Annotated in this window: 17 protein-coding genes; 8 read left to right on the top strand and 9 right to left on the bottom strand. The window is 72.2% G+C overall.

Features of this window, described 5'->3' with window-relative positions:
• Positions 1-103: 103 nt before the first annotated feature.
• Both KJK29_RS09090 and KJK29_RS09085 read left to right on the top strand, forming a co-directional pair.
• Entirely contained in the window at positions 104-3,544 is a 3,441-nt protein-coding gene (locus KJK29_RS09090) for a S1 family peptidase (RefSeq protein WP_251057750.1), read from the top strand.
• A 103-nt stretch (positions 3,545-3,647) separates the two neighbouring features.
• Positions 3,648-4,601, top strand: coding sequence for a bifunctional riboflavin kinase/FAD synthetase (locus KJK29_RS09085; protein WP_215118203.1), 954 nt, complete (start codon positions 3,648-3,650; stop codon positions 4,599-4,601).
• Between the two features lie 59 nt (positions 4,602-4,660).
• Here the strand turns inward: KJK29_RS09085 and KJK29_RS09080 are convergent, their stop codons facing one another.
• The 7 genes from KJK29_RS09080 to KJK29_RS09050 all read right to left on the bottom strand — a co-directional run bounded on the left by KJK29_RS09080 (position 4,661) and on the right by KJK29_RS09050 (position 15,377).
• A complete protein-coding gene (locus KJK29_RS09080) occupies positions 4,661-5,671 on the bottom strand; it encodes an oligopeptide/dipeptide ABC transporter ATP-binding protein (RefSeq protein ID WP_215118202.1) in 1,011 nt (336 codons plus the stop codon).
• Entirely contained in the window at positions 5,668-6,678 is a 1,011-nt protein-coding gene (locus KJK29_RS09075) for an ABC transporter ATP-binding protein (protein ID WP_215118201.1), read from the bottom strand. Before KJK29_RS09075 ends, KJK29_RS09080 begins: the two co-directional genes overlap by 4 nt.
• On the bottom strand, positions 6,675-7,592 hold the full coding sequence (locus tag KJK29_RS09070) for an ABC transporter permease (RefSeq protein WP_215118200.1): 918 nt from the start codon (positions 7,590-7,592) through the stop codon (positions 6,675-6,677). The genes KJK29_RS09075 and KJK29_RS09070 overlap by 4 nt, the downstream gene beginning before the upstream one ends.
• A complete protein-coding gene (locus KJK29_RS09065) occupies positions 7,589-8,635 on the bottom strand; it encodes an ABC transporter permease (protein WP_215118199.1) in 1,047 nt (348 codons plus the stop codon). The genes KJK29_RS09070 and KJK29_RS09065 overlap by 4 nt, the downstream gene beginning before the upstream one ends.
• A 19-nt stretch (positions 8,636-8,654) precedes the next feature.
• The gene (locus KJK29_RS09060) at positions 8,655-10,505 is read right to left on the bottom strand and encodes an ABC transporter substrate-binding protein (RefSeq protein ID WP_215118198.1); all 1,851 of its coding nucleotides are present in this window, start codon (positions 10,503-10,505) and stop codon (positions 8,655-8,657) included.
• A 297-nt stretch (positions 10,506-10,802) separates the two neighbouring features.
• Positions 10,803-14,618, bottom strand: coding sequence for an SCO5717 family growth-regulating ATPase (locus KJK29_RS09055; RefSeq protein ID WP_215118197.1), 3,816 nt, complete (start codon positions 14,616-14,618; stop codon positions 10,803-10,805).
• A 453-nt stretch (positions 14,619-15,071) separates the two neighbouring features.
• The gene (locus KJK29_RS09050) at positions 15,072-15,377 is read right to left on the bottom strand and encodes a DUF397 domain-containing protein (protein ID WP_215118196.1); all 306 of its coding nucleotides are present in this window, start codon (positions 15,375-15,377) and stop codon (positions 15,072-15,074) included.
• A 297-nt stretch (positions 15,378-15,674) separates the two neighbouring features.
• Between KJK29_RS09050 and rpsO the strand changes: the two genes are divergently transcribed.
• From rpsO to KJK29_RS09025, 5 genes are all read left to right on the top strand, one after another.
• Positions 15,675-15,962, top strand: coding sequence for a 30S ribosomal protein S15 (gene rpsO, locus KJK29_RS09045; protein WP_003993372.1), 288 nt, complete (start codon positions 15,675-15,677; stop codon positions 15,960-15,962).
• A gap of 295 nt (positions 15,963-16,257) precedes the next feature.
• Entirely contained in the window at positions 16,258-18,474 is a 2,217-nt protein-coding gene (locus KJK29_RS09040; protein WP_215118195.1) for a polyribonucleotide nucleotidyltransferase, read from the top strand.
• Entirely contained in the window at positions 18,471-19,850 is a 1,380-nt protein-coding gene (locus tag KJK29_RS09035) for a M16 family metallopeptidase (RefSeq protein ID WP_215118194.1), read from the top strand. The genes KJK29_RS09040 and KJK29_RS09035 overlap by 4 nt, the downstream gene beginning before the upstream one ends.
• A gap of 28 nt (positions 19,851-19,878) precedes the next feature.
• On the top strand, positions 19,879-20,631 hold the full coding sequence (gene dapB / locus KJK29_RS09030) for a 4-hydroxy-tetrahydrodipicolinate reductase (protein ID WP_215118193.1): 753 nt from the start codon (positions 19,879-19,881) through the stop codon (positions 20,629-20,631).
• Positions 20,632-20,644: 13 nt separating this feature from the next.
• Entirely contained in the window at positions 20,645-21,100 is a 456-nt protein-coding gene (locus tag KJK29_RS09025) for a tetratricopeptide repeat protein (protein ID WP_215118192.1), read from the top strand.
• A 69-nt stretch (positions 21,101-21,169) separates the two neighbouring features.
• On the opposite strand, the gene KJK29_RS09020 is transcribed toward KJK29_RS09025, so the two are convergent.
• Together KJK29_RS09020 and KJK29_RS09015 are read right to left on the bottom strand one after the other, a co-directional pair.
• Complete coding sequence (locus KJK29_RS09020; protein ID WP_215118191.1) at positions 21,170-21,724, bottom strand: hypothetical protein; 555 nt, start codon at positions 21,722-21,724, stop codon at positions 21,170-21,172.
• A gap of 112 nt (positions 21,725-21,836) precedes the next feature.
• Entirely contained in the window at positions 21,837-22,076 is a 240-nt protein-coding gene (locus KJK29_RS09015) for a hypothetical protein (protein WP_215124213.1), read from the bottom strand.
• 176 nt (positions 22,077-22,252) lie between these two features.
• Here KJK29_RS09015 and thyX point away from each other — a divergent pair, with 176 nt between their 5' ends.
• A complete protein-coding gene (thyX, locus tag KJK29_RS09010; RefSeq protein WP_215118190.1) occupies positions 22,253-22,993 on the top strand; it encodes an FAD-dependent thymidylate synthase in 741 nt (246 codons plus the stop codon).
• The last annotated feature ends 166 nt before the right edge of the window (positions 22,994-23,159 follow it).

Below are 23,159 nucleotides of genomic sequence, written 5' to 3'. Positions count from 1 at the left end.
GGGGAGCGGAAGGGGGCGCTTTCACCGAGCGGTCTGTCCCGCTGATCATCTCGCCCCTACCGTCGAACGCGAGGGCACGGGTGTACGGCGGGGAGGCTCGACGATGGCGTCGGATCAGGCAACAGCCGAGGCGGAGCAGGCGGGCCCGGCCCCCGGCGAAGCCCTCGTCCGCATCCACGACCTCGCCGGCCGCCCCCGCGGCACCGGCTTCCTGGCCGACCACCACGGCACGGTCGTCACCAGCCACGAGACCGTCGACGGACTGCCCCGGCTCGTCCTGCACGGGGCCGGGGACCAACGCCGTGCCGTGACCGCCGACGCGGTCACCCCGCTGCCCGCCCTAGGCCTCGCCCTCGTACGGACCGAGGGCCTCGACGCGCCGCCGCTGCCGGTCACCGTGCGGGACGGCACCCGGACGGGCACCTATGTGCGGATCGCCGCCGGCGGCTGGCGCGAGGCACGTGTCCTGGGCTCGGCCGCCGCGACGTACACGGCCACCAACCGGGTCCACCGCCTCGACGCGCTGGAGCTGGCGGTCGGCACGGCCGGGCGGGATGCCCTGCGGCCGGCCGGTGGGGCGGCCGGCGGCCCCGTGCTCGACGCCGCCACCGGTGCCGTCGTCGGTGTGCTCGGTACGGCGCTGAGCTCCGACCACCGCGACGTCGGGTTCGCCGTGCCCCTGCGTCCCGGGCTCCCCGGGGCGGCGGGCCCGCTCGCCGAACTGCTCGCCGAGAACGCGGCGACGGTCCCCGCGTACGGCGCCGACCTCAACCTGGCCGGGGTGCTGGAGCTGACCGGCACCTCGGCGGCCCAGGACGGCCCTGCCCACCTCCGGCCGGAACCGGTCGAACGAGCGGCCGTGGCAGCCGAGTTCAGCGCCTTCACGACGGGCCCGGCCGCCGTCCTCGGCCTCGTCGGACCGCCGGGCAGCGGCCGTACGACGGAACTCGCCGCACTCGCGGCCCGCCGGGGTCGTGGCGGGCACCCCACCCTGTGGCTGCGCGGGTCCGAACTGTGGGACGACGACGCGTCGGTGGCGGACGCGGTGGGCCGGGCACTGGCCCGGGCCGCCCTGGCCGTGGCAGCCGACCGCGCCCCCTTCCCGGCCGACCTGGGCGACACCACCCCCGAACGCCTCACCGGCCATGCCCGTGCCCTCGGCCGTCCTCTGCTGCTGCTCCTCGACGCCCCCGAGGAGATGCCGCCCGCCCTGGCCCGCCGTCCGGGCTCGTGGACGGAGGGGACGGTGCGGTGGCTGCGGAAGACGGGAGTGCGGCTGGTGGTGGCGTGCAGGGCGGAGTACTGGGAGGAGGCGCCGTTCCCGGCCGAGGCACTGCACGGGGCGGACGGTGCGGGGGCGCGGCCCGCGTGTGTACGCCTCGGCGATCTCACCGAGGACGAGGCCCGGGAGGCCCGACAGCGGCACGGCATCCCGGACGGCGCCCTCGCCGACACGGACGCCCGGCATCCCCTCGCCCTCGGCCTGCTCTCCGGGATCCGGGCAGCCTTCGCCGATGCCCCGGGCGTGCCGGTCGGCACGGTCGCCCGGCAGGACGGGGTGGCGGATGTGCCCGTCGCCACCGTCGACCGGCACGACGTCTTCGCGGCACACCTGGATCTGATGTCCCTGCGCATCGCCGCACGCCTGGCCGCCGAGAACGGCCTGCGCGGTAGTGCCGTACGGCGGCTGGCCGCCAAGGTCGCGGGGCAGGTGCACGAGGCCGCCCGGCGTGGTCTCGGTCCCGGGTCGGGGGATGTGGACCGGGAGGCGTTCGAGGCGGTGTTCCCGTGGGGGCCTGCCCCCGCGCGGCTCGGTGGCGGCACCGGATGGGCGCGGGCCGTCCTCGCCGAGGGCCTGCTCGTGCCCGCCGGAACCGGCTACCGCTTCGCCCACGAGGAACTCGCCGACTGGCTCCAGGGCGCGCACCTCGACCTCGACGAGGCTCTGCGGGCCCTCGTCCACCACGGCGGGGAACCGCAGTCCGACCCCGTGCCGCACCATCGCGTCGGGCCCGTGGTCCAGGCCCTGCTGCTCCTCGCCCGCCAGCACGGCACCGGTCCGCTGGCCGGCCGGCTGGCCGACCTGGTGCACGCCCTGGACGCCGACCCTCGGTCCTGGTGGGCCGCCCGGCTGCTCGCCGGGACCCTGTCGGCCCTGCCCGACGCGACGCCGTACACCGAGGTGCTGCGGCTGCTCGCCGACCGGATCGTGGCCTGGCGGCGGCAGGAGCGGCCCGTACCGGAGGAGGTCGGGCCCGGATTCTGGAGCGACGTACGCCTGCCGACGGACGTGCGCCTCGGGCTGCTGCGGCGGCTGGTCCACGCCGACGGCCCGCCGTGCGAGGCCGGTCCCCGTTTCCTCGACGCCGTCGCGCGGCTGCTCACCGCCGACCCCACGGGCGTGCAACCACTGCTCGCCGACTGGTTCGACGACGAGCAGCCACTGCCCGCCACCCCGCACGCGACCGTGGCCACGGCCGCGCAGGCGCTGCTGCACACCCACCGCCGACGGGCCCTGGACCAGCTGACGGACGTGCTCGTCGCCCGCCCGCACGTCCGGGCCGACGAACTGCTCGCCGCGCTGGCCGAGGAGGAACCGTCGGCGATGTGCCGGGCCGTGGACCGCTGGGCGCTCGACGAGCGGCCCGCGCGCCGGGACGCCGCGGTGACGCACGGACTGCGCGTCGCACCCCACGCGAGCACAGGAGAGGACCGCGCCCTCCTGCGCTACGCGGCCCTCGCCCTGCTCGCCCGCCCCGCCGGCCACGCCCTGCACGGCGGCGCCCTCGCCCTCCTCGTCCAGGACCCGCACACCCGGGCCAAGTACCTCCCCCGGGCCCTGGAGCGCTTCGCGGCGGGCGACCCGCGCTTCCCTCAGGACGTGCCCGCCGCTGCCCTTCTGGCCCACCCCGAGCCGGTCCTCGGCGCCTACGCGGCCCGGTTGCGGCGGCCGGACGCCGAGGAGGCACTGCGGGCGCTCGCCGACGCCACCCCGCCCGGCCTCGCCCGGCGGGTCGCCGCACTGATCCGGGAGGCGACGGAGCAGCGGCCGGAACTCGCCGGGCAGACGGCCGCCTACGTCGACCAGCGGCTCGACCGCGGCCCGGAAGCCCGGGCCGTGCTGCTGCCCCTGGTCACCGGCCTGCTGGACGGCGGGACGGTCCGGCTGCGCTGCGCCCTCGCCACCGTCCTCACCCCACCCGGGATCCCCGCCTCCCGCCCGCTGCGCCGCGAACTGCGCGACGCGCTCCTGGCACGCGAGCACGACACCGACGTACTGGACGCGCTGCTCCAGGCCGCCGCCCGCACCAGCGGCGACGACCTGCGCGAACTCGTCCACCGCGTCGGCCTGCTCCTCGTCCGCACCCCGGAGGGCGCCGGCCGCTTCGACCGCGCCCTGGTCGATCTGGGCCGGCACGTGCCCGGCTTCGCCGCCCGCGCGGCCCGCTGGCTGGCCGACGCGCCCGAGGAGTGGGCGGCGCTGGTCGGGCCGAGCTCCCACCGGATGATCGAGAACCTGGCGGGCGTACGCGTCCCCGCCTGACCATGCCGATGCGGGCCGAAAGCATGCGGCATGGCACCCTTAGACCTGCGCACGAGGCAACCACGGACACGTTTCGACGAGCTTTCGACAAGGAGCAGGCACAGTGCAGCGCTGGCGTGGCTTGGAGGACATCCCCCAGGACTGGGGGCGCAGCGTCGTCACCATCGGCTCCTACGACGGAGTCCACCGCGGACACCAGCTGATCATCCGGCATGCCGTGAACCGCGCCCGGGAGCTGGGGGTGCCCGCCGTCATCGTCACCTTCGACCCGCACCCCAGCGAGGTCGTCCGGCCCGGCAGCCACCCTCCGCTGCTCGCCCCGCACCACCGCCGCGCCGAACTCATGGCCGACCTGGGCGTGGACGCGGTGCTCATCCTCCCCTTCACGACCGAGTTCTCGAAGCTCTCCCCGGCCGACTTCGTCGTCAAGGTGCTCGTCGACAAGCTGCACGCCAAGGCCGTCGTCGAGGGCCCCAACTTCCGCTTCGGCCACAAGGCCGCGGGCAACGTGGAGTTCCTGGCCACGCAGGGCAAGACCTACGACTTCGAGGTCGAGGTCGTCGACCTGTACGTGACGGGTGAGGCGGGCGGTGGGGAGCCGTTCTCCTCCACGCTGACGCGGCGGTTGGTCGCCGAGGGCGATGTCGAGGGTGCGGGGGAGATCCTGGGGCGTCCGCACCGGGTCGAGGGTGTCGTCGTCCGCGGTGCCCAGCGCGGGCGCGAGCTGGGCTTTCCGACGGCCAATGTCGAGACGCTGCCGCACACGGCCATTCCGGCCGACGGTGTGTATGCCGGGTGGCTGCATGCCCAGGGTGAAGTGATGCCGGCGGCGATCTCCGTCGGGACGAATCCGCAGTTCGAGGGGACCGAGCGGACGGTGGAGGCTTATGCCATCGACCGGGTCGGGCTGGATCTGTACGGGTTGCATGTCGCCGTTGATTTCTTGGCGTTTGTGCGGGGGCAGGCCAAGTTCGACACGTTGGACGCTCTGCTGGAGCAGATGGGGCAGGACGTCAAGAAGTGTCGGGAGTTGGTGGCGGCGGACGGGGCTGTTTAGTCCTCTTGTGGGCCGTGTGCGGGTGCGCTGTGGCTTGTCGCGCAGTTCCCCGCGCCCCTTCAGGGCGATGTCGCTGCTGCCCAATGGCAGGCCACCTGCGAATCTCCGCCCCCGCTCAGCACCTCCAAGTCCTGGCCCCTACATGCGTCCGCCACCCCCGCCCGGGCCGCCTCACCTCCGGCGAGGATCTGGCAACGCACATGGAAGCGGCAGCCGTTCGGTACCCGTGACGGGTCCGGGGGCTCGCCCGTGAGGATCACCGGGGCGCCCGGGGCCTCCGGGAGTACGGACAGCAGGGCCTGGGTGTACGGATGCCGGGGTGCGGTCAGTACCTGTTCCACCGCTCCCGTCTCCACGATCCGGCCCAGGTACATCACGGCGACCCGGTCGGCGATGTTCCATGCCAGGCCCAGGTCGTGGGTGACGACCAGCGCGGACAGGCCGAGCTCGGTGCGCAGCCGCAGCAGCAGGGCGAGGATCTCGCCGCGTACGGAGGCGTCGAGGGATGCCACCGGCTCGTCGGCGACGAGGAGTTCGGGTTGGAGGACGAGCGCGCCCGCGATGACGACCCGCTGGCGCTGCCCGCCGGACAGCTCGTGCGGATAGCGCAGGAAGAAGCGCTCCGGGGGCCGTAGCCCGGCCCGGGACATGGCCTCGGCGACCGCGGTCCGCTCGTCGCCGCCGTAGCCGTGGATGCGCAGGCCCTCGGCGACCGCGTCGTACACCGTGTGCCGTGGGTTGAGCGAGCCGCTCGGGTCCTGCAGCACCAGCTGGACGCGTTTGCGGTACGCCTTCAGGGAGCGGCCGGAGTAGTCCAGGGGGCGGCCGTCGAAGGTGACACGGCCCGCGGTCGGCTGGACCAGGCCCAGCAGGGAGCGGGCCAGGGTCGTCTTGCCGCAGCCGGACTCGCCGACCAGCGCGACGATCTCGCCGGACCGGATGTCGAGGTCCACGCCGTCCACCGCGCGGGCCCGGGGCCCGCCGTGCCGGCCGGGGAAGGTGACGTACAGGCCCTGGGCGCTGAGCAGGGGTGCCGTGGTGACGTCGGATGCCGTGGGGGAGATGGTCATGGCGTGCCGGGCCTCGCTTCCTCCAAGGCGTCGGGATTCTCGCGCGCCTCGTTCACCGGATCGCCGACCAGGACGCATGCCGCCCGGCGTTCGGGCCCGGCCTCGCGCAGCACCGGGTCCTCCTCGGCGCACGTCTCCAGTGCCACCGGACACCGGGGGTGGAACGTGCAGCCGGACGGCAGTGCGGCCGGGTCGGGCGGGTCGCCCGCCAGGCCTTGCGGAGCGAAGCGGGACGCGGGGTCGCCGATGCGCGGGAAGGCGGCGGAGAGGGCCTTGGCGTAGGGGTGCCGGGCGTTCTCGTACACCTCGGCGGCCAGGCCCTCCTCGACCACCCGGCCCGCGTACATCACCGCCAGCCGGTCGCAGGTGTCGGCGAGGACCGCCAGATCGTGGCTGATCATGATCAGACCGAGGTCCTGGTCGGCCACGAGCTGTTCGATGAGCCGGAGGATCTGCGCCTGGATCATCACGTCGAGCGCGGTGGTCGGCTCGTCGGCGATGACCAGCCGGGGGTCGCAGGCCAGCGCCATGGCGATCATGACGCGCTGGCGCTGGCCGCCGGACAGCTCGTGCGGATAGGCGTCCGCGCGGGCCGCGGGCAGGCCGACCTGCTCCAGCAGCTCGCCGGTCTTCTTCTTCGCCCCGGCCGGAGTGGCCTTCCTGTGCAGCAGGATCGGCTCGGCGATCTGGTCGCCGATGCGGTGCACGGCGTTCAGCGAGTGCATCGCGCCCTGGAAGACGACGGAGGCCCCGGCCCAGCGGACCGCCCGTACCCGGCCCCACTTCATCGTCAGCACGTCCTCGCCGTCGAGGAGCACCTCCCCGGTGATCCGGGTGCCCGTCGGCAGCAGCCGCAGCAGGGCCAGGGCCAGGGTGGACTTGCCGCAGCCGGACTCGCCGGCCAGGCCGAGCTTCTGGCCCGCGTCCAGGCGCAGGTCGACGCCGCGCACGGCGGCCGCCCCGCCCGCGTACGTCACCGTCAGATCCCTGACGTCGAGCAGACTCAACGCGACACCCCCAGCCTGGGGTTGAGGACGGACTCCACGGCCCGCCCGCACAGCGTGAACGCCAGCGCCACCACGGCGATGGCGATGCCCGGCGGCACCAGGTACCACCAGTCCCCGGCACTGACCGCGCCCGCCTCCCGCGCGTCCTGAAGCAGCCCGCCCCACGACACGACCGTGGGGTCGCCCAGGCCGAGGAAGGCGAGTGTCGCCTCGGCGAGGATCGCCGAGGAGATGATCAGGGTCGTCTGGGCCAGCACCAGCGGCATGACGTTGGGCAGGACGTGCCGGGACATGATGTGCCCGTGCCCGCCGCCGAGCGCCTTGGCCCGCTCGATGTACGGCCGGGTCTCCACCGCGAGTGTCTGCGCCCGGACCAGCCGGGCCGTGGTCGGCCAGGTGGTGACGCCGATCGCCACCACGGTCGTGGTGAGCGAGCGGGACATCACGGTGGCCAGGGCGATCGCCAGCACCAGCGTCGGCATGACCAGGAACCAGTCGGTGATCCGCATCATCACCGTCGCGTACCAGCCCTTGAAATGCCCGGCCGTCACCCCGATCAGGGTGCCGATCGCCACCGACAGCACGGCGGCCAGCAGCCCGACCAGCAGCGACACCCGCGAGCCCCAGATCACCAGGCCCAGCAGGTCACGGCCGAACTGGTCGGTGCCGAGCGGGAACTCGGCGCTCGGGCTCTGCATCGGACGCCCCGGCGCCTCGGTCACACTGCTCACGTCCGAGCCGACGAACAGCGGCGCGAACAACGCCAGCAGCGCGCACAGCGCCAGCGCGGTCAGGCCGTACAGCCCCGCCCGCTCCGCGCGGTACTGCCGCCAGAAGCGCGCCACGGAGGCCCGGCGGCGCCGGCGGGCGAGGGCGCGCGGGCTCAGGGCGGCCGGGTCGGTTGTCGTCGTCATCGGGCCACCCGGGGGTCCAGCAGCGGATAGACCAGGTCGGCGAGGGTGTTCATCACGATCACCGCGGCGGCGAACACGAAGAACAGACCCTGCACCAGCGGCAGATCGGGCACGCTCAGCGCCTGGTAGAACAGCCCGCCGAGCCCGGGCCAGGAGAACACGGTCTCCACGAGGATCACGCCCGCCACCGTCCGGCCGAGGTTGATGAAGATCAGTGTCACGGTCGGCAGCAGCGCGTTCGGCACGGCATGGCGGCGGCGTACGAGATCGTCCCGCAGCCCCTTGGCCCGCGCGGTCGTCAGATAGTCGCTGCCCATCTCGTCCAGCAGCGCCGACCGGGTGACCAGCAGCGTCTGCCCGTACTCCACCGCCACCAGCGTCACCACCGGCAGCACCAGATGGTGCGCCACATCGAGGACGTACGCGAAGCCCTCCTTGCCGCCCGACTCCATGCCGCCGGTGGGGAACATCCCGGGGAGCGGGCCGATGCCCACCGACAGCACGATGATCAGCAGCAGCCCGAGCCAGAAGGACGGGATGGAGTACAGCGTCAGCGCGAGACCGGTGTTGACCCGGTCCCCGACCGTGCCGCGCCGCCACGCCGAGCGCGTGCCGAGGAAGATGCCCAGCGCGGTGTACAGGACGAAGGCCGTCCCGGTGAGCAGGAGGGTGTTCGGCAGCGCCTCGGTGATCTTGTCGACGACGGGCGAGCGGAACTGGTACGACGTCCCGAAGTCGCCCGTGAGCGCCTTGCCGCAGTAGTCGGTGAACTGCCGCCACAGGGGCAGGTCGAGCCCGAACTCCCTGCGGTAGGCGGCCAGCTGCTCGGCCGACACCTGACGGCCGCCCGTCATGGTCTTCACCGGGTCGCCGGGGATCAGCCGGAAGAGGAAGAAGCTGGTGACGAGCACGGCCAGCAGCGATACGGCGGCCCCGGCCACTTTGCCCGCCAGGTACCGCGGGTACGCGGAGCCCTTGCGTACCCGGGGACCGGCCGCCGGTTCCCTCTCCTCGACCAGCGTGGGTGTCGCGTCAGCGGTCATGGATGCCCGCTCGCCCGCGCTACTCGCGGTCCTCGGCGGTGGCCCGCCGCCGCAGGGCAGCGAAACCGCCGAGCCCGGCGAGGACCACGACAGCGGCGACGATCCCGACCACGACCCCGGTCGAGGACGCGTTGTCCGACGACCCGCCGGAGTCGGCCGGGACCGCCGACCACCAGCTCCAGTAGCCGTCCTGGCCGTAGATGTTCCCCGCCTTCGCCGGCATGGTGGTGATCGACTTGATCTGGTCCGTCCGGTAGGCCTCGACCGCGTTCGGATACGCCATGACGTTCATGTACCCGAGGTCGTACAGCCGCGACTCCATCTGCTTGACGATGTCCGCCCGTTTGGCGGGGTCGTACTCGGCGAGCTGCCGGGCGTAGAGCTCGTCGTACGTCTTGTCGCAGATGAAGTTGTCCGTCGCACCCGTGTCCTCGGGGGTCGCCGGGAGGGCGCCGCAGGTGTGGATGGACATCACGAAGTCCGGGTCGGGGTTGACCGACCAGCCGTCGAACGCCAGGTCGTACTTCCCGGCGAGCCAGGGGTCGGTGACGTTGTCCAGGCAGTTGAGCTGGACGCCGATGCCGAGCTCGCCCCACCACTCCTGGAGGTACTTGCCGACCGCCTTGTCGTTCGGGTCGGTGGCGTGGCACAGCACGCGGTAGCTGATCGGCTTGCCGTCCTTGCCGACGCGCTTGCCGTCGCCGTTCTTCTTGTAGCCCGCCTGGTCGAGCAGCCGGGCCGCCTCGGCCGGGTCGTACGCCAGCTTCTGGTCGGCGGACGGCTTCCAGAAGTAGTTCTGGAAGCGCGGCGGGATATACCCCTCGCCCTCGACCGCGTGTCCCTGGAACACCTTTTCGATGATGGCCTCGCGGTCGACGGCCATGAACAGCGCGTTGCGCACCCGCTGGTCCAGCAGGGAGGGATGGCCGTCGCCGAACTTCTTGCCGTTCTTCGCCTTCGCGCCCGGGTTGGTGGCGAGCGCGTAGAAGCGGCGGCCGGGAGCGTCGTTGACCTGGATGTTGTCCGCGCCCTCCAGGGACGCCGCCTGAGCGGGGGTCAGGGACGGCGACCCGGCGACGAAGGACACCTCGCCCTTGCGCAGCGCCGACACCGCCGCGTCCTGGTCCTTGTAGTAGCGGAAGACGACCTCGTCGAACTTCGGCGTCCCGCGCCAGAAGCCCTTGTTCGCCTTGAGCCGGACGTAGCTGTCGGCCTTGTAGCCGGTCAGCGTGAACGGCCCGTTCCCGACTACGGGGAAGCTCTTGTCGTTGTTGAACTCGGAGAAGTCCGAGACCTTCTCCCACACGTGCCTCGGCACGATCGGCACATCGAGCGAGGTCATCGTGGCCTGCGGCTTCTTCAGCTCGATGACCAGCTCGGTGGGGCTCGGGGCCGTCACCTTCTTGAAATTGCCGACGTAGCTGCCGTTCGCCGTGGCCGCGCCGTCGTCGGTCATCATCTTGTTGAACGTCCACGCCGCGTCCTCGGCGGTGGCCTGCTTGCCGTCCGACCACTTGGAGTTGGAGCGGATCGTGTACGTCCAGGTCAGCTTGTCCGCCGACGACTCCCACTTGGTGGCCAGGCCCGGGATGGCGTGGTTGTCCTTGGGGTCGTAGTTGGTCAGGTACTCGTACATGAGCCGGTGAATGCTCGTACTGAGCAGCCGCACCGCCAGGAACGGGCTGAGCGAGTCCACGCTCTGCGCCACCGCGACGGTCAGCACCTTGCCGTCGTCGGCCGCCCCGGCCTGCCGGGGCGCCGGATCGAGCGGGGTCGCGAGCCCGGCGGTGAGGGTGAGCGCGGCCGCCCCGGCCACGGCGACGAGCCGGAGGCCGCGCGGGAGGCTGCGTGTCTGATCGTTCGTGCCCATGGTCGGACCTCGCGTCATCGCTCGGACGGGAAGGACGGGTTGATCAGCTGTCAGACGTTTGATGTGTGTGTACCAGCGGCCGTCTCCACCCGTCAACGGCACGCTCACCCCTTGTGGCCTGCGGAAATAACGAATTGGCGAGCTTTCCGCACCCATTGGTCGAGACCACTGACGCCCTCCTGGCCAGGGGCTGGCAACGGATTTCGCCCCTGAACGCGCCGAAGCCCGCGCCGAGTGGGAACGGCGCGGGCCGCAAAGGCGAACGGCCCCTCGAAAGGGGCCGATCGGGTGAGGCGATTACTGCGTCGGAGGCGGAGGCGGCGGGGTCTGCCCGTCGGGCTGAGCCGGGTAACCGGGCTGACCCGGCTGGGCCGGGGGCTGGCCCTGCTGGGGGTAGCCGTACCCCGGCTGCGGGGGCGCGGCCGGGGGCTGTCCGGGCTGCGCGTACGGCTGTCCGGGCTGGGCGTAGGGCTGGCCGGGCTGTGGCTGCTGCGGATACGGGCCCGGCTGGCCCGGCTGCGGGTACGGTGGCTGACCGGCGGCCTGCGGATACGGCTGACCCGGCTGGGCCGGGGGCTGGCCCGGCTGGGGGTACGGCTGACCGGGCTGCGCGTACGGCTGACCGGGCTGCGGCTGCGGGTGCTGTGGCTGCTGCGGGTACGGGCCTGGCTGACCCGGAACCGGCTGCCCGGGAACCTGCTGCTCGGGGCCCGGCTGGCCGGGGTACGGGGCCTGGCCCGGGACCTGCTGGCCGGGCAGCGGCGGGGCGGCCACCGGCGGCGGGTTGCCGTCGGAGGTCCACAGGCCGTGCGCCTGCTGGTGGCGGGTGAAGTCCTCGGCGATCAGCGCCGCGAGGTTGAAGTACGCCTCCCGCACCTTCGGCCGCATCATGTCGAGGTTGACCTCGGCACCGGCGGAGAGATGCTCGTCGAACGGCACGACGACGACACCGCGGCAGCGCGTCTCGAAGTGCGACACGATGTCCTCGACCTTGATCATCTTTCCGGTCTCGCGCACCCCGGAGATGACGGTGAGGGACCGCGAGACGAGGTCGGAGTACCCGTGCGCGGACAGCCAGTCCAGCGTCGTGCTCGCGCTGCTCGCACCGTCCACGGACGGCGTCGAGATGATGATGAGCTGGTCGGCGAGGTCCAGCACACCGCGCATGGCGCTGTAGAGCAGACCGGTACCGGAGTCGGTGAGGATCACCGGGTACTGCTTGCCCAGCACGTCGATCGCGCGCCGGTAGTCCTCGTCGTTGAAGGTCGTGGACACGGCCGGGTCGACGTCGTTGGCGATGATCTCCAGCCCGGACGGGGCCTGGGACGTGAAGCGCCGGATGTCCATGTACGAGTTGAGGTGCGGGATCGCCTGGACCAGGTCACGGATGGTGGCCCCGGTCTCCCGACGCACACGGCGCCCGAGGGTGCCGGCGTCCGGGTTGGCGTCGATCGCGAGGATCTTGTCCTGCCGCTCGGTGGCGAGCGTGGAGCCGAGCGCGGTGGTCGTGGTCGTCTTGCCCACGCCGCCCTTGAGGCTGATCACGGCGATCCGGTAGCAGGACAGCACGGGCGTGCGGATCAGGTCCAGCTTCCGCTGCCGCTCGGCCTCCTCCTTCTTGCCACCGATCTTGAACCGACCGCCACCGGCCGCCGGACGGCTGCTCTTCGCTTTCTGCTTCTTGCTGTTGAGCAGCCGGTCGGACGACAGCTCCACGGCGGCGGTGTAACCGAGCGGGGCGGCCCCGGGGTTGGTCGGCTGCCGCTGGTCATGCTGCATGGGCTGCGGCCAGGCGGCCCCGGTCCGCGGGTCCACGGGCTGCTGCCCGGGGTGCCCGGGCTGCTCGGCCTGCCCGGGGTACGGCGGCTGCGCGTGCGGCGGCTGCGCCTGCGGGGGCACGCCGGGCTGGGGCTGAGGCTGGGCCGGGGGCTGCTGGGGGAAGCCGTATCCGCCCTCCGGGCCGGGCCCGGCAGGAGCGGGCCCACCCTGCTGCGGGAAGCCGTAGCCGCCCTGCGGGTGGGGCGCGGGGGTGGGCGGGGTGTCGGGCTGCTGGGCAGCGGGGGCGGGCCCACCCTGCTGCGGGAAGCCGTAGCCGCCCTGCGGGTTGGGTGCGGGGGTCGGCGGGACATCGGGCTGCTGGGCAGCGGGGGCGGGTGCGCCCTGCTGCGGGAAGCCGTAGCCGCCCTGCGGGTTGGGTGCAGGGGCAGGCGGGACCTCGGGCTGTGGGGCCGGGGGCTGCTGAGCGGCCGGGGCCGGGGCTGCCGGGGCGCCGGGGTGGGGGAAGCCGTATCCGCCCTGGGCGGTGGGAGCGCCTTGCTGCGGGAAGCCGTACCCGCCGTGCGCGTGGGGCGCGGGGGCCGGCGGGGTGCCCGGCTGCTGGGCAGCGGGGGCGGGTGCGCCCGGGTGCGGGAAGCCGTAGCCGCCCTGTGCGTCGGGCGCGGCCGGGGCCGGACCGCCCTGCTGCGGGAAGCCGTAACCTCCGGGCTGCGGTGCGGGCTGGCCGGGCGGCTGGTGCGGCGGCGTCGGCGCGCCCTGGTTCCAGGCGGCAGGCGCGGGCTGCGGCGCCTGGGGCTGCTGGAACGGCGGCTGCTGGGCCGGTACCGACGGCTGGGGCGGCACGGGCGGCTGCCCCTGCGCGGCCGTCGGCTGCGGCTGAGCCGGGGCGTCCGGGGCTGCGGGCTGGGCCTGCGGCTGCGCGGGCCACTGGTTCGCGGGCACCGGTGCGGCGGGCTGGTACGACGGCGGCAGCGGCGGCACGCCCTGCGGGGCCGGGGGAGTCCAGGCGGGCGGGGCATCGGCCGCAACCGGCCCGACGGCGTCCTCCGGAACGCTGTCCTCGGGAACGGCGTCCGTGGGCACGGAATCCGTGGGCTCCGCGTCCGTGGGCTCCTCGTCGGCGGGCTCGGGAGCAGCGGAGTCCTCCTCCACGGCCACGGCCACGGCGTCGGCCTCGGGAGCCGGGGGAGTCGGGGGAGCTGGAGGCGCGGGCACCCAGTCCTGAGGTTCGGCGTCCTGCGACACGGCCTCGTCGGGCTCGGCCTCCGCTACCGCGTCCTCCGAAGCCGAGACCTCGTCCTCGGCATCAGCCACGTCCACCGCGTCCACCGCATCGGCGGGCTCGGAGGAACCGCCGTCCTCGTCCTCGTCGGCACCGTCGGAGGGCGCACCCTCGACGTCACCGCCCGATTCCTGGTCCTCGTCCTCGTCCTCGCTCTTGTCCTGCTCCTCGCCCACCGGCTCCAGCCGCGCCTCCGCCTCGGCGGCCCGCTCCGCGATCTCCCGCTTCAGGGCGACGGCGGAGAAGCGCATGGTGGCACCGCTCTCCAGATCACCGTTCTCCGACTCGGCCTCCTCGGCGGCCGGGGCGGCCGGCGAGGCCGAAGCCACCGGAGGCTGCTCCGGCGTGGCAGGCGCGGCAGGCGCCTCGGCTGGTGCCTCCGGCGGAGCCGACGGCGTCCACTGCGCCTGGAACCCACCGACGGGGATGTTCGGCACGGCCGTAGGAGAGGCCGGATCAGCCGCGGGCGTCTCGGGCCGCCCCTGAGGCTGCGGCACCTGCGGCTCGAAACCGCCCTGCATCGGAAGCCTGGGAACGGCGGAAGGACCCTCACCAGAAGGCGCGGGCGGCGTGAACGGCGCACCCGGCGCGGGGGACGCGGGCGGCGTGAACGGAGCGCCCGGAGCGGGCGACGGCGCGGGCGGCGTGAAAGGCGCCCCGGGCGCCGGAGCAGGCCCCTGCGCCGGAGCCGGACCAGAGGACTGCCCCGGAAGGGACGAGGTCCCGGCGGAAGCGTTCGCGTGCGGCGGCGGAGTGAGCCCGGGCAGCGGCGGCACCGGCCCCTTCGGCGGCCCGGAGACCCCCGTCGGCCCGGAAGCCCCCGTCGGCGCCCCGGACCCCCCGGAGTTCGCGGGCGCCCCGGAAGCGCTGGAGTCCTCGGACGCACCCGCCCCCTGCCCCGAGCTCGAACTCGCCGAGGCGTTCTGCGTGTACCAGGCGGGCGGCGCGTAGTCGATGGTGAACTCGCCCGTCACCTCTGCTGCGGACTCCGCGTCGGGCTGGTCATCGCCGGGTGTCGCCCAGCCCCCGCGGATCCCGTCCCGATCGCTGCTCACAGTGTTCCTCCTGGTGTGGTCGAGCACCCTCATGCCGTGCTGGGGCGACCCTTGCTTGTCGTCCGACGTCGTACGAAGTCGATTTGAGGCGTACCGAGGTCGTCCGAGGTCGTCCGATGCACAGGCGCCCCCGCTCTCCCCCTGGGGCACCGACGCCCACTCCACGGGTTCTGACGTGGCGCCCCGTCCCAGCCTAATCACCACAAGCCCCGCCCCGGCAGGCCCGTCCACCCCCGAGCGCCTGTCCGCCGCGTCACAACCTGCTCAGAAGCTGCCCGGAAGTGACGTACACAGCACACACTTTGGTGAACAAACAGGGCGATAAACGTGAAGAACCTCGAACCACCTTGCCGGGAAGGTGCCTTGAGGTCACGAAAAAGGGCGACTCACGAAAAGGCGACGAGGGGCGGCCGGTCACCGGCTCACCCCTCGCCCCGTCGTGCTCCGCGACGACTACTCCTGCCCGGCCTCCGCCGGGGAGCCCCCGTTGTGCGCCCCAGGCTCAAGATCGAACTCGCCGTCCCGCGCCCCCAGCACGAACGCCCGCCACTCCGCCTCCGTGTAGCGCAGCACCGTGTCCGGGTCGAGCGAGGACCGCATCGCCACGGCCCCCTCGGGCAGATACGCGATCTCGACCCGCTCCTCGTGCTCCTCGGTGCCCGGCGCGCTGTGCCACTCCACACCGGAGATGTCCAGGGCGTAGAGCTCGTCCCGCTCCCGCTCCTTGCGTGCCTTGATCTCCTCAGCCGTCTCCGCCATGCCGCAGCGACCCCTTCCCGACGTACCCGTTCCCGAAGTGCGGATCATCGACGTACGGACGATCCGAACCCGCTCACCCTAGTGGCCCCCTCCGTCCCGGCCGGGAGGTTCGGGAACCGGGGCGAAGGCGCCCCTGACCACCTGGTACCCTGGCCGACGGCCGTTTGTGTACGCACCCCCGGAGCTCACCGCCCTGGAGGCCGCGCCCAGCGGATCCCCGCCTCCCGAGTAACGGAAGCTCCCCCGAGACACAGACCGGGGGCACTCGGTGGCCATCACAGACTACGAGGAGTACGCGTGCCGCTCGACGCCGCTACGAAGAAGCAGATCATCACCGAGTTCGGCCAGAAGGAGGGCGACACCGGCTCCCCCGAGGTCCAGGTCGCCATGCTCTCGCGCCGCATCTCGGACCTGACCGAGCACCTCAAGACCCACAAGCACGACCACCACTCCCGCCGTGGTCTGCTGATCCTCGTGGGTCAGCGTCGCCGCCTTCTCCAGTACCTGGCGAAGAAGGACATCCAGCGCTTCCGTGCGCTGGTCGACCGCCTCGGCATCCGCCGTGGTGCGGCGGGCGCCAAGTAAGACGTCGTGAGGGGAGCGGTTCCCGGGGAAAGGGGACCGCTCCCTTTGCTGTACGTGCGGAGTGTCACCACCGCTTTGTAGTGTGGTAGCACAACGCATGTCGTACGACACAGGACGTACGACACAGAACGAGGAGAAGCGCACCTAGCCGCCGCCGGTCCTCGGTAGTGGCCCCCGGGGGAATGCGAGCCCCGGGTGCTTCGATCGAAGACCGGCCCGCACAGCCCGGCGCGCTCTCCGCAACCGTCTCCCTGCCACACGGGCAGCAGGAGACGAAGACGAGGAGATAACGCTAGTGGAGAACGAGACCCACTACGCCGAGGCCGTCATCGACAATGGCGCCTTCGGCACCCGCACCATCCGCTTCGAGACGGGCCGCCTGGCCAAGCAGGCCGCCGGCTCCGCCGTGGCGTACCTGGACGACGACACCATGGTGCTGTCGGCCACCACCGCCTCCAAGAACCCCAAGGACCAGCTCGACTTCTTCCCCCTGACGGTGGACGTCGAGGAGCGGATGTACGCCGCCGGCAAGATCCCCGGCAGCTTCTTCCGCCGTGAGGGCCGTCCCTCCGAGGACGCCATCCTCACCTGCCGCCTGATCGACCGCCCGCTGCGCCCGTCCTTCAAGAAGGGCCTGCGCAACGAGATCCAGGTCGTCGCCACGATCATGGCGCTCAACCCCGACCACCTGTACGACGTCGTGGCGATCAACGCCGCCTCCGCGTCCACGCAGCTGGCCGGCCTGCCCTTCTCCGGCCCGATCGGCGGCGTCCGCGTCGCGCTGATCCGCGGCCAGTGGGTGGCCTTCCCGACGCACACCGAGCTCGAGGACGCCGCCTTCGACATGGTCGTCGCCGGCCGTGTCCTGGAGGACGGCGACGTCGCGATCATGATGGTCGAGGCCGAGGCCACCGACAAGACCATCAAGCTGGTCGAGGGCGGCGTCGAGGCGCCGACCGAGGAGGTCGTCGCCGCCGGTCTGGACGCCGCGAAGCCCTTCATCAAGGTCCTCTGCAAGGCCCAGTCGGACCTCGCCGCCAAGGCCGCCAAGCCGACCGGCGAGTTCCCGATCTTCCTGGACTACCAGGACGACGTCCTCGAGGCGCTCACCGCCGCCGTCCGCCCGGAGCTCGCCTCCGCGCTGACCATCGCCGGCAAGCAGGAGCGCGAGTCCGAGCTGGACCGCGTCAAGGCGCTCGCCGCCGAGAAGCTCCTGCCGGAGTTCGAGGGCCGCGAGAAGGAGATCTCCGCCGCGTACCGCTCGCTGACCAAGACCCTGGTCCGTGAGCGCGTCATCAAGGAGAAGAAGCGCATCGACGGCCGCGGTGTCACCGACATCCGCACCCTGGCCGCCGAGGTCGAGGCCATCCCGCGCGTCCACGGCTCCGCCGTGTTCGAGCGTGGCGAGACCCAGATCCTGGGTGTCACGACGCTGAACATGCTCCGCATGGAGCAGCAGCTCGACACGCTGTCGCCGGTGACGCGCAAGCGCTACATGCACAACTACAACTTCCCGCCGTACTCCACCGGCGAGACCGGCCGCGTCGGCTCCCCGAAGCGCCGCGAGATCGGCCACGGCGCCCTCGCCGAGCGCGCCCTGGTGCCGGTCCTGCCGACGCGCGAGGAGTTCCCCTACGCGATCCGCCAGGTCTCCGAGGCGCTGAGCTCCAACGGCTCGACGTCCATGGGCTCGGTCTGCGCCTCCACCATGTCGCTGCTGAACGCCGGTGTGCCCCTGAAGGCCCCGGTCGCCGGTATCGCCATGGGCCTGATCTCCCAGGAGATCGAGGGCGAGACGCACTACGTCACCCTCACCGACATCCTCGGTGCGGAGGACGCCTTCGGCGACATGGACTTCAAGGTCGCCGGCACGAAGGACTTCGTGACCGCCCTCCAGCTCGACACCAAGCTGGACGGCATCCCGGCCTCCGTCCTGGCCGCCGCTCTCAAGCAGGCCCGTGACGCCCGCCTCCACATCCTCGACGTGATGATGGAAGCGATCGACACGCCGGACGAGATGTCCCCGAACGCCCCGCGGATCATCACCGTCAAGATCCCCGTGGACAAGATCGGTGAGGTCATCGGCCCCAAGGGCAAGATGATCAACCAGATCCAGGAGGACACCGGCGCCGAGATCACCATCGAGGACGACGGCACCATCTACATCGGTGCCGCCGACGGCCCCTCCGCGGAGGCCGCTCGTACGACGATCAACGGCATCGCCAACCCGACCATGCCGGAGGTCGGCGAGCGCTACCTGGGCACGGTCGTGAAGACGACCACCTTCGGCGCGTTCGTGTCGCTGCTCCCGGGCAAGGACGGTCTGCTGCACATCTCGCAGATCCGCAAGCTCGCCGGCGGCAAGCGCGTGGAGAACGTCGAGGACGTCCTCGGTGTGGGCCAGAAGGTCCAGGTCGAGATCGCCGAGATCGACTCCCGCGGCAAGCTCTCCCTGATCCCGGTCATCGAGGGCGAAGAGAACGATGAGACGAAGGACGACACCGACAAGTGACGTCGAGTAGCTCCAAGGCGACGGCCCGCACCTCCTCGGAGGCGCGGGCCGTCGCCCGTACCCAAACCCTGATCAAGGGCACCAGCGGCATCGGCACGGTCCGCAAGACCACCCTCCCGGGCGGCCTGCGCATCGTCACCGAGACCCTGCCCTCGGTCCGCTCCGCCACCTTCGGCATCTGGGCACACGTCGGCTCCCGCGACGAGACCCCCGCTCTGAACGGCGCCACGCACTACCTGGAGCACCTGCTCTTCAAGGGCACCGACCGCAGGTCCGCCCTGGACATCTCCGCCGCGATCGACGCGGTCGGCGGCGAGATGAACGCGTTCACGGCGAAGGAGTACACGTGCTACTACGCGCGTGTCCTCGACACCGACCTGCCGCTCGCCATCGACGTCGTCTGCGACATGCTCACGGGCTCCCGGATCCTCGAGGAGGACGTCGACGTCGAGCGGGGCGCGATCCTCGAAGAGATCGCCATGACCGAGGACGACCCGGGCGACTGCGTGCACGACCTTTTCGCGCACACGATGTTCGGCGACAACCCCCTCGGCCGCCCGGTCCTCGGCACGGTCGACACGGTCAACGCCCTCACCGCCGACCGCATCCGCCGCTTCTACAAGAAGCACTACGACCCGACCCACCTCGTGGTCGCCTGCGCGGGCAACGTCGACCACGCCAAGGTCGTACGACAGGTCCGCGCCGCCTTCGAGAAGGCCGGAGCCTTCCGGGAACCGAGCGCCGAGCCCGTCGCCCCGCGCAGCGGCCGGCGCGCCCTGCGCACCGCGGGCCGCCTGGAGCTGATCGACCGCAAGACCGAGCAGGCCCACGTCGTGCTCGGCATGCCGGGCCTGGCCCGCACGGACGAGCGCCGCTGGGCCCTGGGCGTGCTCAACACCGCGCTCGGCGGCGGCATGTCGTCCCGCCTCTTCCAGGAGGTGCGCGAGAAGCGCGGCCTGGCCTACAGCGTGTACTCGTACACCTCCGGCTTCGCCGACTGCGGCCTCTTCGGCGTGTACGCCGGCTGCCGCCCCTCCCAGGTGCACGACGTGCTGAAGATCTGCCGCGACGAACTCGACCAGGTCGCCGAGCACGGCCTGTCCGACGACGAGATCGGGCGCGCCATCGGCCAGCTCCGGGGCTCCACGGTCCTCGGCCTGGAGGACACCGGCGCGCTGATGAACCGTATCGGCAAGAGCGAGCTGTGCTGGGGCGAGCAGATGTCCGTCGACGACCTGCTGGCCCGGATCACGTCGGTCACCCCGGACGACGTCCGCTCGGTCGCCCGCGAGATCCTGGGACGGCGGCCTTCCCTGTCGGTCATCGGCCCGCTGAAGGACAAACAGGCGGCCCGCCTGCACGACGCCGTCGCCTGACAACCCCCTGGTGAAGGAAGCACAAGAGATGAGCAAGCTGCGCGTGGCGGTCCTCGGCGCCAAGGGCCGGATCGGCTCGGAAGCCGTCCGGGCCGTCGAGGCCGCCGAGGACATGGAACTGGTCGCCGCCCTGAGCCGGGGCGACAAGCTGGAGACGCTGGCCGAGACCGGCGCCCAGGTCGTGGTCGAACTGACCACGCCCGACTCGGTCATGGCCAACCTCGACTACTGCGTGAGCCACGGCATCCACGCGGTCGTCGGCACCACCGGCTGGACCGACGAGCGCCTCGCGCAGCTCAACAGCTGGCTGGCGAAGTCCCCGTCGACCGGCGTGCTCATCGCGCCGAACTTCTCCATCGGCGCCGTCCTGACCATGAAGTTCGCGCAGCTCGCCGCCCCGTACTTCGAGTCCGTCGAGGTCGTCGAGCTGCACCACCCGAACAAGGTGGACGCCCCCTCCGGCACCGCCACGCGCACCGCCCAGCTCATCGCCGAGGCCCGCCGCACCGCCGGCACCGCCCCGGCCCCCGACGCCACGACCACCGCCCTGGACGGCGCCCGCGGCGCCGACGTCGACGGCGTCCCGGTGCACGCCGTCCGGCTGCGCGGTCTGCTGGCCCACCAGGAGGTCCTGCTCGGCGCCGAGGGCGAGACCCTGACGGTCCGGCACGACTCGCTCCACCACAGCAGCTTCATGCCGGGCATCCTGCTCGGCGCCCGCCGCGTGGGGAGTGTTCCCGGCCTGACCTTCGGCCTGGAACACTTCCTGGACCTGAGCTGAGCCCCTGACCGTCATGCGCGCGAAGCTCACCTACGCCCTCACGGCCGCCGTCCTGGTCGTCTACTTCGTCCTGGTCGGCAGCCGCGGCGTCCTGCTCATCGAGACCGGCACGCCCCTCACCGTGACCTTCGGCGTCGCGGTGCTGATCCTGCCGGTCATCGGTCTGTGGTTCCTGTGGAAGAACACCCAGTTCGTCCGCAGGGCCAACCAGCTCGCCGCCGAACTCGACGCCGAGGGCGGTCTGCCGGTCGACGAACTGAAGCGCACCCCCAGCGGGCGCATCGACCGGGACTCGGCCGACGAGGTCTTCGCCCGGCGCAAGGCCGAGACGGAGGCCGCGCCCGGCGACTGGCGCACCTGGTTCCGCCTTGCCGTCGCCTACCACGACGCCCGCGACACCCCGCGCGCCCGCAAGGCGATGCAACGCGCGATCGCCCTGCACGACGGCAGGCGGCCCGAAGCCGCCTGAGCCGCACGCACACATGCCGGCGGGGCCGGACCGAGAACGGTCCGGCCCCGCCGGCATGTCATCAGGACGTCAGCGCGGGCCGTACTCGTCGGCCCACGCCTGCACCGCGTCGGCCGCCCGCCCGAAGGCCTCCGTGCGGCCCAGGAAGTCCGCGTTGTGCGTCGTCAGCAGCGGCGGCACACCGTCCGCGGCCTGTCCCCGCCGGACGAGCAGCAGCGCCTGGCCCTGCAGGGTCCGGGGGAGCCCCAGCCAGCGCACCGGCTGCTGCACCGTGCGCACCGAGACGACCTGCGCCCAGGGCGCCGTACGCGTCGTGAGGAAACCCACGTGCCGCAGCCCGCGCGCGCTCACCCACACGCCCATGCGCAGCAGCCGCAGCGCACCGGCGATGACGAGCAGCGCGAGAGCGAACACCAGCCCGGCCGAGGCCGGTTCGGCCGTCGCCGCGATGATGACCGCCGCGAACAGCACGAACGAGGCGAGCAGCAGCGCCAGCGCCGCCGCCCCCACCCGCCACGGCCCGGGGCGGTACGGCCGCCGCCAGGTGTCACGGTCCTCGTGCGGCAGCGGAACGTCGTCCGCCGCCTCGAAAACGCGGTCGGCCGTCAGGAAGGGCAGGGGCACGGCTGGTCCTCACTCGATCCATGCGTGGGCTGTGCCCGGTGAGGCTACCGATCTGTTTCCGCGGTCACCACCGCCAGGGGGCCGGATGGAGTCACCACCGGCCCGCGGTCGCTCAGTGGTCCTGGGACGCCTGCGACTGCTGCGGATGCGAATCCGGGCGATCGGAGGACAGCGCGGGTGTCCCGACGACCAGGGAACCCACGAGCCCCGCCACGATGGTCAGGCCCATCAGCCAGCGCCCGGCCTGCTGGCTGACCGACAGCCGCTCACGCGGTGGGGGATTGATATTGCTGCGGAACCTGTCGGCCTCGGCGACGAAGGCAAACGGTACGGGTTCACGCCGACCGAACATCAGGGGTGCTTCTCCTTCGGAGGTGGGACGGATCACTTTCATCAGTAGAGACGAAAGAACTCCCTCAGAGGTGCCCTGTTTCACCGACTTCATTGCGGCACGCCACCGATCGCTCTGATTTCGTCGGGCCGTAGAGTGACGTCGCCACACGACGAGATGGGAAGGCCCTGCCAACCGTGACCGACACCCCCGCCGACGACCCCAAGCCCAGCTACCGCAGTGACGTCACCGTCGAGCTGGTCAAGCACACCGCGTCCGACGCGGACGTCCTCTTCGCCGCCCGCGTCTCGACCCTCGGCGAGCAGTCCCTGGAGGAGCTGGGCAAGGACCCCGAGCGTTCCAAGGGCCTGATCAACTACCTGATGCGGGACCGGCACGGCAGCCCCTTCGAGCACAACTCGATGACCTTCCTCATCAGTGCCCCGATCTTCGTCTTCCGCGAGTTCATGCGGCACCGCGTGGGCTGGTCGTACAACGAGGAGTCGGGCCGGTACCGGGAGCTCCAGTCGGTCTTCTACGTCCCCGACGAGTCCCGCAAGCTCGTCCAGGAGGGCCGCCCCGGCAAGTACGTCTTCGTCGAGGGCACCCAGGCCCAGCAGGAGCTGGTCGGCCGTGTGATGGAGGACTCCTACCGGCAGGCGTACGAGGCCTACCAGGAGATGCTCGCCGCCGGCGTCGCCCGCGAGGTCGCCCGCGCGGTCCTCCCGGTCGGCCTGTACTCCTCGATGTACGCCACCTGCAACGCCCGCTCGCTGATGCACTTCCTCGGCCTGCGCACCCAGCACGAGCTGGCCAAGGTCCCCTCCTTCCCGCAGCGCGAGATCGAGATGGTCGGCGAGAAGATGGAGGCCGAGTGGGCCCGGCTCATGCCGCTCACCTACGCCGCCTTCAACGCGAACGGACGCGTCGCGCCGTAACGCGGCCCGGTTCCCCGATCAGGCACAGATGTACGGTTCAGCCGTGCGAAGTGTCCGTATTGCGGCATTTCGAGAAGTTCACTTAGCCTGATCGAACGGGTCCGGCACTGCTTGAACCCCCGAGCAGGCAGTGCCGGGCTCCACCTTTGTCGCGACTTGTCGCCTG

The sequence above is a fragment of the Streptomyces koelreuteriae genome (genome assembly GCF_018604545.1).
GTDB classification, from domain to species: domain Bacteria; phylum Actinomycetota; class Actinomycetes; order Streptomycetales; family Streptomycetaceae; genus Streptomyces; species Streptomyces koelreuteriae.
The sequence above is the reverse complement of the archived record's forward strand: the minus strand, read 5'-3'. Positions and strand labels throughout refer to the sequence as shown.

Coding starts and splice junctions, on each gene's coding strand:
- KJK29_RS09090 (WP_251057750.1), top strand. CDS start 104: ATGGCGTCGGATCAGGCAACAGCCGAGGCGGAGCAGGCGGGCCCGGCC.
- KJK29_RS09080 (WP_215118202.1), bottom strand. CDS start 5,671: ATGACCATCTCCCCCACGGCATCCGACGTCACCACGGCACCCCTGCTC.
- KJK29_RS09070 (WP_215118200.1), bottom strand. CDS start 7,592: ATGACGACGACAACCGACCCGGCCGCCCTGAGCCCGCGCGCCCTCGCC.
- KJK29_RS09065 (WP_215118199.1), bottom strand. CDS start 8,635: ATGACCGCTGACGCGACACCCACGCTGGTCGAGGAGAGGGAACCGGCG.
- KJK29_RS09060 (WP_215118198.1), bottom strand. CDS start 10,505: ATGGGCACGAACGATCAGACACGCAGCCTCCCGCGCGGCCTCCGGCTC.
- KJK29_RS09050 (WP_215118196.1), bottom strand. CDS start 15,377: ATGGCGGAGACGGCTGAGGAGATCAAGGCACGCAAGGAGCGGGAGCGG.
- dapB (WP_215118193.1), top strand. CDS start 19,879: ATGAGCAAGCTGCGCGTGGCGGTCCTCGGCGCCAAGGGCCGGATCGGC.
- KJK29_RS09025 (WP_215118192.1), top strand. CDS start 20,645: ATGCGCGCGAAGCTCACCTACGCCCTCACGGCCGCCGTCCTGGTCGTC.
- KJK29_RS09015 (WP_215124213.1), bottom strand. CDS start 22,076: ATGTTCGGTCGGCGTGAACCCGTACCGTTTGCCTTCGTCGCCGAGGCC.